15 protein-coding genes are annotated in these 14,680 nt (G+C 68.1%); 3 read left to right on the forward strand and 12 right to left on the reverse strand.

All coding sequences use genetic code 11. The features are described from left to right. The first annotated feature begins 49 nt into the window (after window positions 1-49). Both ABGB08_RS13235 and ABGB08_RS13240 read left to right on the forward strand, forming a co-directional pair. Window positions 50-616 (forward strand): peroxiredoxin-like family protein, encoded by a 567-nt coding sequence (locus ABGB08_RS13235; RefSeq protein WP_347589862.1) that lies wholly within the window; start codon window positions 50-52, stop codon window positions 614-616. Between the two features lie 45 nt (window positions 617-661). Then, the gene (locus tag ABGB08_RS13240) at window positions 662-1,417 is read left to right on the forward strand and encodes a hypothetical protein (protein ID WP_347589863.1); all 756 of its coding nucleotides are present in this window, start codon (window positions 662-664) and stop codon (window positions 1,415-1,417) included. On the opposite strand, the gene ABGB08_RS13245 is transcribed toward ABGB08_RS13240, so the two are convergent. The 9 genes from ABGB08_RS13245 to ABGB08_RS13285 all read right to left on the reverse strand — a co-directional run bounded on the left by ABGB08_RS13245 (window position 1,371) and on the right by ABGB08_RS13285 (window position 10,303). Beyond that, window positions 1,371-2,726: a hypothetical protein gene (locus ABGB08_RS13245; RefSeq protein ID WP_347589864.1), complete on the reverse strand. Its 1,356-nt coding sequence runs from the start codon at window positions 2,724-2,726 to the stop codon at window positions 1,371-1,373. The genes ABGB08_RS13240 and ABGB08_RS13245 overlap by 47 nt on opposite strands. A 108-nt stretch (window positions 2,727-2,834) precedes the next feature. Further along, the gene (locus tag ABGB08_RS13250) at window positions 2,835-3,752 is read right to left on the reverse strand and encodes a hypothetical protein (RefSeq protein WP_347589865.1); all 918 of its coding nucleotides are present in this window, start codon (window positions 3,750-3,752) and stop codon (window positions 2,835-2,837) included. A gap of 67 nt (window positions 3,753-3,819) precedes the next feature. Next, window positions 3,820-4,362 carry an RNA polymerase sigma factor gene (locus ABGB08_RS13255; RefSeq protein WP_347589867.1) on the reverse strand — a complete coding sequence of 181 codons (543 nt, stop codon included), beginning with the start codon at window positions 4,360-4,362 and terminating at the stop codon, window positions 3,820-3,822. A 67-nt stretch (window positions 4,363-4,429) separates the two neighbouring features. Continuing rightward, window positions 4,430-5,593: an acyl-CoA dehydrogenase family protein gene (locus ABGB08_RS13260; RefSeq protein WP_347589869.1), complete on the reverse strand. Its 1,164-nt coding sequence runs from the start codon at window positions 5,591-5,593 to the stop codon at window positions 4,430-4,432. A gap of 275 nt (window positions 5,594-5,868) precedes the next feature. Next, on the reverse strand, window positions 5,869-6,807 hold the full coding sequence (locus ABGB08_RS13265; RefSeq protein WP_347589871.1) for a VOC family protein: 939 nt from the start codon (window positions 6,805-6,807) through the stop codon (window positions 5,869-5,871). 73 nt (window positions 6,808-6,880) lie between these two features. Beyond that, window positions 6,881-7,654, reverse strand: a complete 774-nt coding sequence (locus ABGB08_RS13270) for an ABC transporter ATP-binding protein (RefSeq protein WP_347589873.1) — start codon at window positions 7,652-7,654, stop codon at window positions 6,881-6,883. After that, window positions 7,647-8,411 carry an ATP-binding cassette domain-containing protein gene (locus tag ABGB08_RS13275; RefSeq protein WP_347589876.1) on the reverse strand — a complete coding sequence of 255 codons (765 nt, stop codon included), beginning with the start codon at window positions 8,409-8,411 and terminating at the stop codon, window positions 7,647-7,649. Before ABGB08_RS13275 ends, ABGB08_RS13270 begins: the two co-directional genes overlap by 8 nt. Beyond that, on the reverse strand, window positions 8,395-9,426 hold the full coding sequence (locus tag ABGB08_RS13280; RefSeq protein ID WP_347589878.1) for a branched-chain amino acid ABC transporter permease: 1,032 nt from the start codon (window positions 9,424-9,426) through the stop codon (window positions 8,395-8,397). The genes ABGB08_RS13275 and ABGB08_RS13280 overlap by 17 nt, the downstream gene beginning before the upstream one ends. Beyond that, window positions 9,413-10,303, reverse strand: coding sequence for a branched-chain amino acid ABC transporter permease (locus ABGB08_RS13285; protein ID WP_347589880.1), 891 nt, complete (start codon window positions 10,301-10,303; stop codon window positions 9,413-9,415). Before ABGB08_RS13285 ends, ABGB08_RS13280 begins: the two co-directional genes overlap by 14 nt. Before the next feature lie 300 nt (window positions 10,304-10,603). Here ABGB08_RS13285 and ABGB08_RS13290 point away from each other — a divergent pair, with 300 nt between their 5' ends. Beyond that, window positions 10,604-11,761 (forward strand): ABC transporter substrate-binding protein, encoded by a 1,158-nt coding sequence (locus ABGB08_RS13290; protein ID WP_347589882.1) that lies wholly within the window; start codon window positions 10,604-10,606, stop codon window positions 11,759-11,761. Window positions 11,762-11,855: 94 nt separating this feature from the next. Here the strand turns inward: ABGB08_RS13290 and ABGB08_RS13295 are convergent, their stop codons facing one another. The 3 genes from ABGB08_RS13295 to ABGB08_RS13305 are packed head-to-tail and all read right to left on the reverse strand — an operon-like array spanning window position 11,856 to window position 14,540. Next, a complete protein-coding gene (locus tag ABGB08_RS13295) occupies window positions 11,856-12,710 on the reverse strand; it encodes a 3-hydroxyacyl-CoA dehydrogenase family protein (RefSeq protein ID WP_347589884.1) in 855 nt (284 codons plus the stop codon). A gap of 60 nt (window positions 12,711-12,770) precedes the next feature. After that, the gene (locus ABGB08_RS13300; protein ID WP_347589886.1) at window positions 12,771-13,748 is read right to left on the reverse strand and encodes an electron transfer flavoprotein subunit alpha/FixB family protein; all 978 of its coding nucleotides are present in this window, start codon (window positions 13,746-13,748) and stop codon (window positions 12,771-12,773) included. Between the two features lie 9 nt (window positions 13,749-13,757). Continuing rightward, entirely contained in the window at window positions 13,758-14,540 is a 783-nt protein-coding gene (locus ABGB08_RS13305) for an electron transfer flavoprotein subunit beta/FixA family protein (RefSeq protein ID WP_347589888.1), read from the reverse strand. Between the last annotated feature and the right edge of the window lie 140 nt (window positions 14,541-14,680).

Consider the following 14,680-nt stretch of genomic DNA (forward strand, 5'->3'; position numbering starts at 1 on the left):
GCTTTAGCGTCTTAAGCGTATGCCGTACACCTACAGGGAGGGCTGCCCGATGCGAACCGCGATGAAGAACGGGGCCGTGCTCGCCGCTCGCGAGCTGACCGCGGTCTCCGGCCAGCCGATCGCCATCCCCGACCGCGAGCGGCTGATCCATCTGCAGTTCCGCCGATTCGCGGGCTGCCCGGTCTGCAACCTGCATCTGCGTTCCGTGGTGCGGCGGCATGAGGAGATCAAGGCGGCCGGAGTCCGCGAGGTCGTTGTCTTCCACTCACCCGCCGAAGAGCTGGCTGAGCATACGGCGCACCTGCCGTTCCCCGTGATCGCTGATCCCGGCAAGCGGCTGTACGTCGAGTTCGGCGTGGAGTCGGCGACCCGCGCGCTGCTCGATCCACGCGTGTGGGGAACGATTCTCCGAGCGATCGCGGTGAGCGCATGGGGGATCCTCCGCGGCCGCGATCGCGCACCGGCTGCCCGGCCGCACGGCGGCCGATTCGGCCTTCCCGCCGATTTCCTGATCGGCCGCGACGGCCACGTGCTCGCCGCCAAGTACGGCGAGCACGCCTACGACCAATGGTCCGTCGACGAGTTGCTCGTCCTGGCGTCCCACGCGCCAAAGTGACGTTCTAGAATCGGGCAGGTAATCCCCCAGGTGATGGGGGGTGCCGTGCGCAACTGGTTTCTCAGGGAGATCGTCGATCCGGGCAAGTTGCGGCTGTTCTGTTTCTTTGTGGCGTTCATTCTTGCCTTCCTGTTCATCCGGGTCAGTGTCCGCATGATCAGGGCTGGCGTGAGCTGGTGGCCGGGGAACATCACGCCGGGGGGCACCCATATCCACCATGTCGTCTTCGGGCTGGTGTTCATGTGTCTGGGTGGCATCGGGGGCTTGGCTGTTACCGATAGTGGATCGGTGACGGCTGCGCTCCTGGCCATGCTGTTCGGGGCCGGCACCGCGCTTGTCCTGGATGAGTTCGCCCTGATCCTGCGCTTGCAGGACGTCTACTGGACGGAGGATGGGCGGCTCTCGGTGGATGCGGTCTTTGTCGCGGTCGCCCTGTGCGGGCTGGCTTTGCTTGGTGTCAGCCCGTTCGAGGTTGGACAGGCCTTCACCGCCGACCAGTCGGGGAAGCTCCTCTCCCGGGACGAGGTGGTGCTTGTCATCGGCACGAACATCCTGTTCGCCGCCCTCAGCCTGATCAAAGGGAAGGTCTGGACCGGGCTGCTCGGCATCTATCTGACTCCCCTCGCGCTGATCGGAGCGATCCGTCTCGCTCGCCCGGGCTCGCCGTGGGCTCGCTGGCGTTACCGCAGTAAGCCGTACAAACTCGCGCGATCGCAGTGGCGCGATCGCCGTATTCGTGAGCCGGTTCAGCGGGTCAAACGGGCGGTTCAGGACTTTCTGGCTGGGCGTCCTTCGGCCTGAAGGCGAGTGCGGCGGCCCAGCAGGCGACGGGGATCATCGGCAGGACGTAGCGGTGGTCGAAGTCGAGGACGGCGATCGGGGCCAGCAGGAGGTACATCGCCGTTGCGAAGGGCAGGGCCGCGAGGCGTGGGCGTCTTAACGCGGCGTACGCCCCTGCGAGAAGAATCACCGCGATCATCGGGCCGCGCAGGTAGGCCGGGTATTGGTACGCGATCAGGAAGCTCGCGTACGGTTCGACGCTCTGGATGCCTCGGATGTCGGAGTAATTCCGGAAGGTTTGGCCGATGAGGGGCTGGTTCGGGAGGGTCTGGGTGCCTCGGGCGAAGCCGAAGGCGGGAGTGACTCGGGCGGGGTGCAGGATGGGGGTCCAGGCGAAGGTGATCGCAGTGTCTTTGAGGACCTCGCGGAGGTAGTCGAACGGCTGGGCTTTGATGGCTCTTATTGCGAAATTTCGCGCGAGGGTGTTGTGAGTGAAGCGGCCGCCGGGGAGGCGGTTGATGGCTGCGGCGGGGTCCCAGACGTATTCGGACGCGGCGTCCTGGACGGCTTCGGTGGGGCAGAGTCGGGCTTCGTCGGGTGGGGGGTCGATCACCCGGCAGTCGGCGAAGGTCATCGCTCTGGCCCAGAGGGCCACGCCGTCGGCGCCGCTCAGGGCGAAACGGCCGTGGTGGGTTTGGTACCAGGTGGCGTACAGGAGTAGCGGGAGGGTTGCGGCCAGGGCGAAGGTGAGGGCGGGGCGCCAGTGGCGGCGTACCAGGAAGAAGATCAGGACCAGCAGGATCAGCGGGACCGCCACCGTGCGGGTCAGGCCCGCGAGTGCGAGCAGCAGTCCGGCGGCGAGGGGTGTCCGGTCCATGAGCGCTAGTGCGGCGACGATCAGGAAGATGAACAGCGTGTCGGAGAGCACGGCGTGTTCGAGGCGGAGGAACGAGGCGTCGAACAGGAGCGGGACGGCGGCGAGGGTGGCGGCCCAGGCGGGCAGGCGATGGCGGCGCAGGGACAGGTAGATGATCAAGCCGGTGGCCAGGCCGAGTACGTGCTGGACGGCCGCCACCACGGTCACGCTGTGGAAGGGCGCGAGCAGCCGGAGGAACAGCGGGTAGCCGACCGGGTGGAAGGTGGCGGATGGGCGCAGGTTGTGCGCGGTGTCCAGGTAGGTGAACGAGTCGTACCAGTACAGCTGGGCGGGCGGGTAGCCGAGCATGGTGATCACGCGGAGCGTGGCGGCGGCCACCAGGACGGCGATGAACAGCCGATGGCGGGATGGCCGGGCGTTTTCGGGCAGCGCGAAGCGAACCTCGGTGAGCATGGCGAAATCAGTCCTTGGCGAAAAGGATTAAAGGGGCAGGTCAGCGTCCGGGAAGAAACCTCAGATCAGACGATCTGGGACGGAGTCCGCCCGGCGGACGGCCTCAGATCAGCAGGTGTCGACGGCCTCGGTTCGAGTTGGTCCGACGTAGAACAGCACCGTGTCGGCCGAATACGGCCAGCCTTCGTGCACCAACCAGGAATCCGGCGGCGGGTTCAGCTCCCTGCCGGCCGCCTGGTCCACCCATTTCACGGTGCGTACGCCCTTGCGCACGACCAGCGAGCGGACCTCCGACACCGTCCGGTTGACGAACGGGACGCAGTGCAGGAGTTCGCCGGGCATGTCCAGCTTGGCGGTGGATCGGTAGATCTCGCCGGGACGCGCGGGACGGCCGAGACTGATCACGGTCTGGAGGGTTGCCGTGGCGAGGATCCGGACGCCCAGCACGCAGGGCTGGTCGGCGACGCACGACCCCAGAGACTCGATCCCGGAAATCCCAATCGGGCCTGAATTCCCCTGCCACGGCAGATCCGCGCTGCCCCCGGTCGGGGTGGCCGCAGGGCTCGGCGTGCTGCTGGAGGTCAGTGGGGCATCCGGGACCGAGGCGGGGACGGTGGTGAAGGTTCCGACGCGGCTGGGCGACGCCGGTTCGGTGACGATGCGGATCGGCAGCCCCGCCGAACGCAGTTCGGAGCTGTAGACGCGAGGGTCCGCGTGCGGGTCCTTGACCACGACCATGAAGAAGTCACCCTCGCGCCTGATGTCGAGGGCCGCCTGCGCGGGCGCGGTCAGCGCCCAGGCCAGGACCACCGCGAAACTGGCGGGCAGCAGCGCCCACATCCGCCGCTTGCGAATCCGGGTGGCGGGCACGACGGCCGGAAGCCGGGTAGGGGGCACGGCGGCCGAAATCGGGGCGGCGGCTGGAAGCCGGGTGATCTCGTCGAGGAGCTCGCGGCTCCCGGGGGTCAGGCCAGGGCCCGGATCGCGGGCGAGACCGGCGACGAGGTGGTCTATTCTGCGTGTCATGACTGGCCCTCCGCGAGCTTGACGGCGCGGGAGCCGTACCCGGACAGATCGGGGACGAGGTGGCGCATCATGGCTGGCCCTCCGCGAGCTTCATGGCGCGGGAGCCGTACCTGGACAGATCGAGGCCGGCGGAGTCGAGTTCTCTGGCCAGGCGTTTTCTGGCGCGGTGCAGGCGGATTCGGGCCGCGCCCTGGGAGCAGCCGAGCACGGTCGCGATCTCGGGGGCGGTCAGGCCCTCCCAGCTGACCAGTGACAGCAGTTCGCGGTCGTCGGGGCTCAGCCGGCCGAACGCGGCGCGCACGGCGTCCTGGTCGGCGGCGGGGGCGCCCTCGTCCCAGACCGTCAGCTCCTCGCGGAGCCGGAGCGCGAGGGCCGACCGGCGGGATTCGCCCCGGCGCTGGTTGGCCAGGACGCGGCGGGCGACGCCGTACAGCCAGAGGCGGGCCTGCGGCCCGGCCGGGAGCTCGCCGATCCGCCGCCATGCGGTGGTGAAGGTCTCCGCGATCGCGTCGGCAGCGTCGTCCGGCGAGTCCGTGCGGCGGCGGACGTAGGCCAGTAAATCCGGATAATGCGCGAGGTAGAGCTCCTCGAACCGCTGCCTGAGGCCCACATCGCACCCTTCCGGAGGTGACACTTCATTCCTACACATGTCCGGAAGAGCACGAGTGTTTCAGCCCTTATGCGATTACCTGCCGGACGCCTCGGCGTTCCAGCGAACGGCTGATGATCAATCGCTGGATCTCGCTGGTCCCCTCCCAGATCCGGTCCACCCGGAGCTCGCGCAGGAACCGCTCCGCCACGTTGGTACGGATATATCCTCGCCCCCCGAAGGTCTGCACCGCCCGGTCGGCGCACCGGTAGGCGGCCTCGCTGGCGAAAAGCTTGGCCACGGACGCCTTGGCGTGCACGATCTTCCGGTCCGCGCCGGAGTCGGCCAGGGCGGCCACCTCGTGCACGAGCAGCCGCGCGGCGGTGGCGTCGGCGGCCGAGTCGGCCAGCGGGAAGGCGACCCCCTGGTGGTCGATCAGCCGGGCTCCCCCTTGCTCACGAGTCCCGGCCCAGGCGACCGCCTCCTCCAGCAGCCGTCCCATCGCGGCGACACAGTGCACGGCGATACCCAGACGTTCCTCCACGAACCAGCTCTGCTGCAGCGCGTCCGCCTGCCCGAGACCGCCGAGCACCGCGTCCCCCGGCACCCGCACATCGGTCAGCCGCACAGTCGGATGCCCATGCGGGAAGGTATGGGTGAACAACGGCTCATCCACGAACTCCACGCCCTCGGTATCGGCATCGACGATGAACAGCGTCGGCCCATGCCCCTCGACCATCGCCACCACGATGTGCGCCGCAGCCACATCCCCGCTGGTCACAAACCATTTCTCGCCGTTCAGGACCCATTCGTCCCCGTCTTGTACGGCAGTTGTGGCGATACCGGAGGGGTCGGAACCCGCGTGCTCCTCAGTTACGGCGTAGGAGATCCAGGCGTCACCCTTCAGCGCGGGACGCAGGTAACGATCGATCTGCTCGGGGGTTCCGGCCGCCAGGACGTTGTACGCATCCGGGATCCACCACCACAGACCATTGGTGTTCCGCCCAAGCTGCTCGTGAACCAGCACATAGTCGACGGCGGACCACCCTTGGCCGCCATGCTCGGGCGCGTGCCGCCCCCCGTTGAGCCGAGCCGCCACCGCCGCCTTCATGATCTCTTGAACGTCATGCTCGGGCAGCCGTCCACCGGCCCGCTCGGCGGCTTCCTCACGCGGAATGAGGACGTCGTCCACGAACGCCTTGGCCCGCTCCCGCAACTCAACCTGCTCCGCCGTCAGCTGAACCAGCGACATACCGGACTCCTTAACTGATTGGTCATCCAGTCAAATAGCGAAGCCAAGGCGCTGTCAAGCGTGTTTAGGGCCTGAAAATGAAAGACACGCTCAGGAGCGTGCACAAGGCGAGTCCGGTCATCGCCGGACGGGCCGGAACTCCCGGTCAGGACAAGGCAGTCAGCGACTGTCGCGACACGGACCTCGGATTCTCGGCGCCCAGGGGCCGTGCGGCGCCCGCCGGTCCTGGGACCGGCGGGCGCCGCGGCGGTGCCGAGATGGGCCGCGCCAGGGGATCAGGATTCGAACGGATCGTTCTGGATGGCCTCGGCGGTGAAGAAGTACGGGGCTCCGTAGCAGTCCTCAGGGTCTGCGGCCAGCATCCCCGGCCTGGTCCGCTTCGTGCGGACGCCCTTGCGGCTCAGCCAGCTCTCCGCCGAGTCCAGATCCGCGACACGGAAGGTGATGCCGTAGATCATGTTGCCCCACCGGGCGACGTGCCGGCCGAGGTCCGAGTCCTGTTCCAGCGGCTCGGCGATCTGCAGCAGGCAGTCGCCGAGTTGCACGATCTCGTACCGGGAGCGGGCCTCGTCGTCGATGCCCTTGGCCACGGGAACCGCCTGGAGCTTGTTCACGTAGGTGTCCACCGCCGCGTCCAGGTCTCTGACGCCCAGGGTGATATAGGCCAGTCGCCTGATGGTCAGCGGGTGCCCGTGCTCCCACATCTTCAGCTGCGAGGACCAGGTGTTCAGCTGCCGGGGATCGTCGGGCATGTCGACCGCGCACAGCTCCGCCATCAGGCCGAACATGTCTCGAGGGCTGGGGTAGAAATACATGGTCGACGGGTCCATCTCCTGGATCTTGCCGCCGCCGGGGGCCCCGATGTACACGTCCTGCTGGATCAGCCGGTTGCCCAGCCCGATCAGGTCGTCGACCTTGTAGCCGACCGAGTGCAGATGCTGGCCGTACTTGCTGTAGAACTTGCCGACCGGCTTAGCCGGGTCGACCGGGACGTTCGGGGCCATCGTCTCGATACACAGGTCACTGATCATGATCAGACCGGCCCACCGGTCCTCCACCTCGAGCCAGTTGGGCTCGTCCACTCCCATGAACAGCAAGCCGCCGAACACCTCCTCGTAGAACTTGTTCAACGCCGGCACATCGTCGGTCATGTGAACCGAGTGGATCATCAGGCCGATGCCGAAGTCACCGGTCTTCCTGACTTCCTTCTGCACGGTTTTCTCCTTACTGGATTCTTCCTCTGACGGACGGCTCGGGTTGAGGAGCCCGGGTGGAGTGGGCGCGGTCTCAGCGGGTCGCGGCATCCGCCGCGTTCCGGTGCTCGACAGCTTGGTCTTCGGCGACGTCCCGGTCCTCCTTCTCCGTGCCGTGACCTAGGTAGGAGTCGAGCAGGACCTCGCGATCGCCCAGTTCCGACGCGGCCCCCTGCAGCACCACTTGGCCAGAGAGCAGGACATACGCCCGATCGCACAGTCCCAGCGCGAGCGAGGCGTTCTGCTCCACCAGCAGGATCGAGATCCGCTGCTTGACCTCGGCCAGCGCCTGATAGACCGTCTTCACGACGATCGGCGCCAGCCCCAGCGAGGGCTCGTCGAGTATCAGCAGCCTGGGCGAGGCCAGCAACGCCCGCCCGATGGCGACCATCTGCTGCTCGCCGCCCGACAGCGCCCAGCCATGCCGCTTGCGCAGAAGCGCGAGTGCGGGAAAGAGCTCGTAGACGTCGTCCAGCGAGAACTGCCGGGGACGACCCGCCTGGGCCGTGCCGCCGACCAGGAGGTTGTCGTTCACGGTCAGGGTGGTGAAGATGCGCCGACCCTCCGGCACGTGCACGAGCCCTCGGCGGGCCAGTTCCTCCGGTGCCAGCCCGGTCACGTCGGCGCCGTCGAACCGCAGCGTGCCCCCGCCCTGAATGAGCCGGGAGAGGGCCCGCAAGGTGGAGGTCTTCCCCGCGCCGTTGGCGCCCAGCAGCGCCACCGCCTCTCCGGCTCCCACCGCGAGGTCAATGCCGTCCACCGCCTGGGTCAGACCGTAGGAGACCCGGAGATCCTTCGCCTCAAGCATCGATGACCACCGATCCGAGATAGGCGTCCATGACGCGTGGATCGGCCCAGACCTCCGCGGGTTCCCCGGCCGCGATCTGCTTGCCGAGTTCGAGGACGATCATGCGATGACAGAGCTCCTCAAGAAAGTCGATCTTGTGCTCGACCAGGAGCAGGGCGGGACCGTCGGCGTCCCGCCAGCTCTTCAGCAGCCGGACCAGCGTCTGGGTCTCGACCTGGTTGAGACCGGCCGCCGGCTCGTCCAGCAGCAGCGTCCTGGGGCGGCCGAGGTACACCCTGGCCAGTTCGAGCCGCCGGCGCTCGCCGTAGGAGAGTGCTCCCGCGAGCGCGTCGGACTTGTCGGCCAGCCCGGCGAACTCCAGCGCCTCCTGCGCGCGCTCCCACCGGCCGCGCTCCGCCCGCATCATCGCGCGGCGGCGCAGCCAAGCCGCCGCGAGCGTGCGCAGGTTCCACTCCTGCAGCCCGATCAGGGCGTTCTCCAGACAGGTCAGCGCGTCGTGAACCTGCGGTGTCTGGAACGTGCGCAGCACGCCCAGCCGCGACACCGCGCCGGGTCGGCCCAGCGGCACCGGCTTGCCGTCCACCTCCAGGGAGCCCTCGGCCGGGACCAGGCCGGTAAGCGCGTTGATGAGGGTGGACTTCCCCGACCCGTTCGGCCCGATCAAGCCAACGATCTCGTGGTCGTGCACGATGAGCGAGACCTGGTCGACGGCCACCACGCCGCCGAAGCGCACCCTGATGTCACTGGCTGCCAGCATGGCGCAGCCTCCTCTCGACGGTCTGCCTGAGCCCGGCGATCCCGGACGGGAAGGCGACGACGATCACCAGGACCGCGACGCCGTAGACGAAGTCCGCGTAGTCCTGCACCTCCCGGAGCAGCTCCGGCAGGTAGACCAGCACGACCGCGCCGATCACCGGGCCGTACATCGAGTTCATGCCGCCCAGCAGCAGCATCAGCAGCACCAGGAGGGATACGTCGATGTTGAAGGCTTCGAGGCTGAAGTAACCCGTGCTGTGCGCGTACAGCGAGCCGGCCGCCCCCTGCATGCCGGATCCGACGCCGAAGGCGACGAGTTGCAGGTGCTTGGGCCGCAGGCCGGCGACCGCCGCCACCGGTCCCTTGTCGCGCGCCATCGTCAGGTCGCGGGCCGCGGGCGATCGCAGGAACAGCGCGGTGGCCAGCAGGAACAGCACCAGCACCCCGAGCACGAGGTAGTAGATCGAGTCGTGGGAGTCCAGCGTGAAGCCGAAGACCGACGGTACGGCTATCTCCGACAGGCCTTCGTACCCGCCGGTGAAGGCGGTCCACTCACGGAACACGATGAGCAGCAGCCCGCCGACCGCCATCGTGACGATGGCGAAGAAGATGAGCGAGGATCGCGCGAACAGCAGTTGCATGAGGCAGCCCAGGGCGGCGGTCGCGAGGGTGGCCACGATCAGCCCGGCCCAGAACCCGCCCAGCTGGTTGGCCGCCCAGACCGAGATGTAGGCGCCGGCGGCGTAGACGGCGAACACCCCGAAGGTGAACCGGCCGCCCAGGGTGAAGCACCAGTAGAAGCCGAGGACCAGCATCGCGTGGATCAGGGCGGAGTTCAGCAGGTCGATCGCGTAGGTGTCGCCGCCGAACAGGAAGGGGACGAGGATCGCGATCACCGTCACGATCGCCAGGAAACGCAGCGGATGCGTGGAGTAGATGGGAGGCGGCGGCACGACGCGTGCGGTGGCGTCCTTGGCGAAGACCCGCCCCTCGGGAAGAAGCTTAGAAACGGACACCGCTCACCATCCGGACAAGGCCTTGCGGGCGTACCGCCAGCACGACGACGAGGATCAGGTAGGGGTAGGCGTCGATGAACCCCGGGGACAGGTAGGCCCCGAGGAGAGCCTGGGCGATGGCCACGAACAGCGCCGCGAAGGCCACTCCACCGAGGCGTTCGCCGCCGAGGATGACCGCGGCGAAGGCGCTGAGCAGCAGCCCGAACCCGAGGTTGGGCGTGATTGAGATAACGGGCGCGATCAGCACTCCGGCCAGCCCGGCGAGCGCGGCGGACAGCCCGAAGACCACCGGCGACAGCCGCTTGACCCGGATGCCCTGCAGCAGGGCGGCCTCCCGGTCCGCGGCGAGGGCGCGAACCTGGCGTCCTACGGCCGAGCGCTGGAACGCGAGGAAGAGCAGCCCTCCCACCACCACCGTGACGCCGATGGTGATGAGCGACTGGTACGGCACCGCGGCTCCGGCCAGGTCGAACGTCCCCTCACCGGCGGGTGAGGGCAGGTACTTCGGATCCGTGCCCTGCCAGAGCACGATCACCGCTCGGATGGCCAGCCCCAGGGCGAAGGTCGAGATGACGATCGTCAGGGGCGACCGCGTTCTCAGTGGTGCGTAGCCCACCCGTTCCAGCAGCACCCCGACGGCGAAGAGCGCCACGAACATCACGATGTACATCGACAGCTGGCCGTTGCCCAAGGTGACGATCCAGAAGGAGCCTATGTAGGCCCCCAGCGTCAAAAGATCACCCTGGGCGAAGTTGATCACTCCGGTGGCGTTCTGGAGCAGGACGATCCCCAGAGCGATCAAAGCGTAGATCGCTCCTGACGCTACTCCGCTGGCCAGGATCGAGACGAACCGGTCCACGTTGTGCACCCCACTCATAGGTCTGGCGTGGCGCCTTCAGTGCGGTTACGCTAACGTTAATAGTTCGATAGGTCAATAACTTTCATCAATGCGTCTCAAGCCGCCGCTCAGCCGTGCGATCGGGAAAATTCGCACCTGAGACGCCCCTCTCGCGCCCAGGCCCGCAGGCCCGAGCACCCCTCCCCCTGACCAACATCACGCCAATATTTCTATAGTTATCAATGTATTGACCTGATCTGATGGGCGGGCTAGGTTCCCCCATCAACCGCTACCGCACCGCCCAGGTCGTTCCTGGACCCGTACCGAGGGAGTCACCGGATGCAGAAGCCCACCGGTTACCTGGCCGCCGGCCTGACGATCAGCGCCGTTCTCACCGCCTGCGGAACAACGAACGAAGGCGCCGTATCCGACAGCGGGCCGATCAGGATCGCCTTCATGGACATCCTTTCGGGCCCGCAGGCCGTCACGGGCGGCGACAACAGCCTGAAACTCGCGATCGAGGAGATCAACGCGGCGGGGGGCGTCAAGGGCCGGAAGCTGGAGTACAAGAAGTTCGACACCGACATCACACCGGAGGCCGCAGCGCGCGCCACCAACCTCGCGCTGGACTACAAGCCCTCGGTCATCATCGGCTATGGCGTGTCCTCCGGGCTGCGAGCCTCGGTCGCGGCCGTCAACAAGGCCGGCGTGCCGGTCATCCACGGCACCCTCGCGAAGCTCACCAGCCCCGATTCGCTGAAGACCAAGCTGACGTTCCGAATCGGCCCGACCACCACCCAGTACGCGCTGGCGGCCAACTCCTACCTCTTCAACGACCTCGGCGTGAAGAAGCTGACCATCGTGCACACCCAGGACGCCGCGCCGACCGAGGGGGCGGCGGCCATCATCGCCGACGCCAAGAGGGTCGGCGTGGCCACGGTGGAGCGGGCGGTCCCGCCGACCACGACCGACCTGACCGAGCCGGTCCTGGCCGCCAAGGGCAGCGACGCCATCTGGGAGTGGGGATACGCGACCACGGACGCGCTGATGGTCAAGCAGGCGGCGCAGAACAACGTCGGCGTGCCTATCATGACCTTCTCGGTCGGCACGGCCGCGCTGAGAGGCCTCATCCCCAAGGACCTGCTCACCGACAAGATCACCTCGGTGTCGTCGTGCGCGCCGTACGCCCTGGACGGCGAACGGCCCAAGCAGTACATGGCGGCCTACCAGAAGGCGTTCGGCGAGAGCCCCACCGACGCCAACTCCCCCCGCTACTACGACGCGGTCTACCTGCTGAAGGCGGCGATCGAGAAGGCCGGCTCCGCCGACCCGCAGAAGGTCGCGGGCGCGATCGAGCAGACGACGCTCCAGGGGGCCTGCGGCGAGATCAAGGCCGACGAGCACCACAACCTCATCCACGACATCCCGATCATCAAGTGGACGGGCGGCAGCCCGCAGTTGGTGAAGCTCGTGGAAGACATCAAATCCGACTTCTGAGCCCGCCCCATCCGGCCCCTCTCACCTCCCGCGAGAGGGGCTTCGGTATGCGTGCTCCGGAATGTCCGGCGCGGCGTGTCCGCTTCCGGGCGCCTCAGCCGTCGTAGCTGTAGAAGCCCCTACCGGTCTTGCGCCCCAGCCAGCCGAGCCGGACGTACTGCTTCAGCAGCGTCGGCGGATGGTACCTGGGCTCCTTGTACTCCTCGTACATCGAGGCCGCCATGTCATGCACGATGTCCAGGCCGATCAGGTCGCTGAGGGCGAAGGGGCCCATCGGATGGTTGAACCCCAGCTTGATGACGGAGTCGATGGACTCCATGCCGGCCACGCCGCGCTCGTAGGCCCGGATCGCGTCGAGGAGGTAGGGCACGATCAGCAGGTTGCCGACGAAACCGGGGACGTCGTTGACGATGACCGGTTCCTTGCCCAGGTCGACGGCGAACCGGCGCAGCGTCTCCACGCTCTCGTCCAGCGTCACCGGCGTCCGGATCACCTCCACCAGCTTCATGGCCGGCACGGGGTTGAAGAAGTGCAGCCCCACCACCCGCTCGGGACGGCTGGTCGCCCCGGCGAGGATCACCAGCGGGATCGTGGACGTGTTGGAGGCGATCAGCGTCTCCTGCGGCACCAGTTCGTCGATCTGGCCGAGCAGGTTCCGCTTCAGCTCCACGTCCTCGAACACCGCGTCCACCACGAGGTCCACCCGCGCGGCCGCCTCCAGGCCCGTGGTGACCGTGATCCGGCCGAGCGCCTCGGCCGCCTGCGCCTCGGTCAGTTTTCCCCTGGCCGCCGTCCGCGCGAATCCGGCCTCCAGACGGCGCCGGGCGCCCTCCACCGCCGCCTCGTCCCGCTCGACGCCGATCACTTCCAGTCCGTTCTGGGCGGCGACCTGCATGATGCCGGCCCCCATCGTGCCCACGCCGATCACACCGACGCTCTTGATCTGCACGCTGCTACTCCTGTCTTCAGTGCCGGATTCGGTGGCTCTGCTCACCCCACGCGCCCGCCGTCAGGACCGGCGGCGGTCGATCTCCTCGGAAAGTCGCGGCAGCACCACGTGCAGGTCCCCGACGACGCCGAAGTCGGCCAGCTCGAAGATCGGCGCTTCGGGGTCCTTGTTGACCACGACCACCGTCTTGGAGGTCTGCATGCCCGCCCGGTGCTGGATCGCGCCGGAGATCCCGGCCGCGACGTAGAGCTGGGGCGACACGGTCTTGCCGGTCTGGCCCACCTGGTGACTGTGCGAATACCACCCGGCGTCCACCGCGGCCCGCGAGGCGCCGACGGCGCCGCCGAGCTGGTCCGCCAACCGCTCGATGAGCCCGAACGCCTCCGCGCCGCCGAGCCCTCGGCCTCCGGACACCACGACCGAGGCGTCGGTCAGCTCGGGGCGGTCGGAGGACTCCCTGACGGCGCGGGAGGTGATCCGCGCGGCCCGGGCCAGGTCGGACAGGGTGACCTTGACCTGCTCGACCTCAGGGGTCCGCGGCGCCTCCTCGGGGGCCACCGCGTTGGGCTTGACCACGATGACCGGCGCGCCCACCGTCACCTGCGACTTCACGATGAAGGAGGCCGCGAAGACCGACTGCGTGGCGACCGGCCGCCCGTTGTCGTCCGTGGTGACGTCGACGGCGTCGGTGATGATGCCGGAGCCGAGCCGGATCGCCAGGCGGGCCGCGATCTCCTTGCCCTCGGGACCGGCGCCGGCCAGCACGCCGGCCAGATCGCCGGTCGCCTGGAGCCGGCCGGCGATCTCGGCGAGCACGTCCACCTTCGGCAGGACCAAATACTCCCGCACGGCCGGGTCGTCCACGACGTACACGGTCGCCGCGCCGAACCGGCCCAGGTGCTCGACGGCCGTGCCGCCCACGGCGCCGAAGATCACCGCTGCGGGCCGGCCGAATCGCCGGGCCAGGGTGAGCAGTTCCAGCGCCGGCTTACGGATCGGGCCGTCGGCCGCGTCGACGAGAACGAGAACGTGGGACATGGTGCCTCCTCAGATGAATTTCCGCGTCGCGAGGAAGTCGGCCAGCGCCGCTCCCCCGTCGCCGTCGTCGGTGACGCGCGGGCCGGCCTGCCTCGGCGGCCGGGCGGTGATCGAGCGGATCGCCGAGCGGGCACCGGTGAGACCGGCCTCCTCGGCGGCCAGGCCCAGATCGGCCAGGGTCCAGGTCTCCACGGGCTTCTTCTTCGCCGCCATGATCCCTTTGAAGGAGGGATACCTCGCCTCGCCGCTGCGGTCGGTGACGCTCACGACGGCGGGCAGCGACGACACCACCGTCTCCACGGCGGCGTCGGTCTCCCGCTCGATCCGCGCCCCCTCATCGGTGAGGGTCAGCGCCCGGGCGTAGGTGAGCTGCGGAACGCCGAGGTGCTCGGCCAGCATGGACGGAAGCACGCCCATCCCGGCGTCAGTCGAGGCCATGCCGCAGATCACCAGGTCGTAGCCGAGCCTCCGCACGGCCTCGGCCAGCACCCGCGACGTGGCGATCGCGTCGGACCCGTGCAGCGCGCCGTCCAGGATGTGCAGCGCCTTGTGCCCGCCCATGGCCAGTGCCTTGCGCAGCGCGCCCACCGCTCCGGACGGTCCCATGGTGAGGTAGGCGATCTCGGCGTCACCGGTGGAGTCGGCGATCCGCAGCGCCTGCTCGGTGGCGCATTCGTCCAGTTCGGAGAGCTGGCCGTCCACTGCGTCCCGGTCCACCGTGCCGTCCTCGGCGAACCGTATGCTCCCGGCGAGGTCAGGGGTGTACTTCACGAGCACGACTACTCTCAGCACGATCGACTCCTTCGTGTTGACGCTGGCCCCTCGGTCGAGAAGCGCGCGACGCCCGGGATGCGCGGGCGCCATAAAGATCATGTAGATGTTCACAAATCTATCGAAGCGTATGGGCTGGGTCAAACATCCCATCCCTCTTG

Source organism: Acrocarpospora sp. B8E8 (genome assembly GCF_039871605.1).
Classification (GTDB): Bacteria; Actinomycetota; Actinomycetes; order Streptosporangiales; family Streptosporangiaceae; genus Acrocarpospora; species Acrocarpospora macrocephala.

Bases quoted from the DNA above. Each gene is read 5' to 3' on its own strand.
- ABGB08_RS13235 (WP_347589862.1), top strand. From the start codon at position 50: ATGCGAACCGCGATGAAGAACGGGGCCGTGCTCGCCGCTCGCGAGCTG.
- ABGB08_RS13245 (WP_347589864.1), bottom strand. From the start codon at position 2,726: ATGCTCACCGAGGTTCGCTTCGCGCTGCCCGAAAACGCCCGGCCATCC.
- ABGB08_RS13250 (WP_347589865.1), bottom strand. From the start codon at position 3,752: ATGACACGCAGAATAGACCACCTCGTCGCCGGTCTCGCCCGCGATCCG.
- ABGB08_RS13260 (WP_347589869.1), bottom strand. From the start codon at position 5,593: ATGTCGCTGGTTCAGCTGACGGCGGAGCAGGTTGAGTTGCGGGAGCGG.
- ABGB08_RS13270 (WP_347589873.1), bottom strand. From the start codon at position 7,654: ATGCTTGAGGCGAAGGATCTCCGGGTCTCCTACGGTCTGACCCAGGCG.
- ABGB08_RS13275 (WP_347589876.1), bottom strand. From the start codon at position 8,411: ATGCTGGCAGCCAGTGACATCAGGGTGCGCTTCGGCGGCGTGGTGGCC.
- ABGB08_RS13285 (WP_347589880.1), bottom strand. From the start codon at position 10,303: ATGAGTGGGGTGCACAACGTGGACCGGTTCGTCTCGATCCTGGCCAGC.
- ABGB08_RS13290 (WP_347589882.1), top strand. From the start codon at position 10,604: ATGCAGAAGCCCACCGGTTACCTGGCCGCCGGCCTGACGATCAGCGCC.
- ABGB08_RS13300 (WP_347589886.1), bottom strand. From the start codon at position 13,748: ATGTCCCACGTTCTCGTTCTCGTCGACGCGGCCGACGGCCCGATCCGT.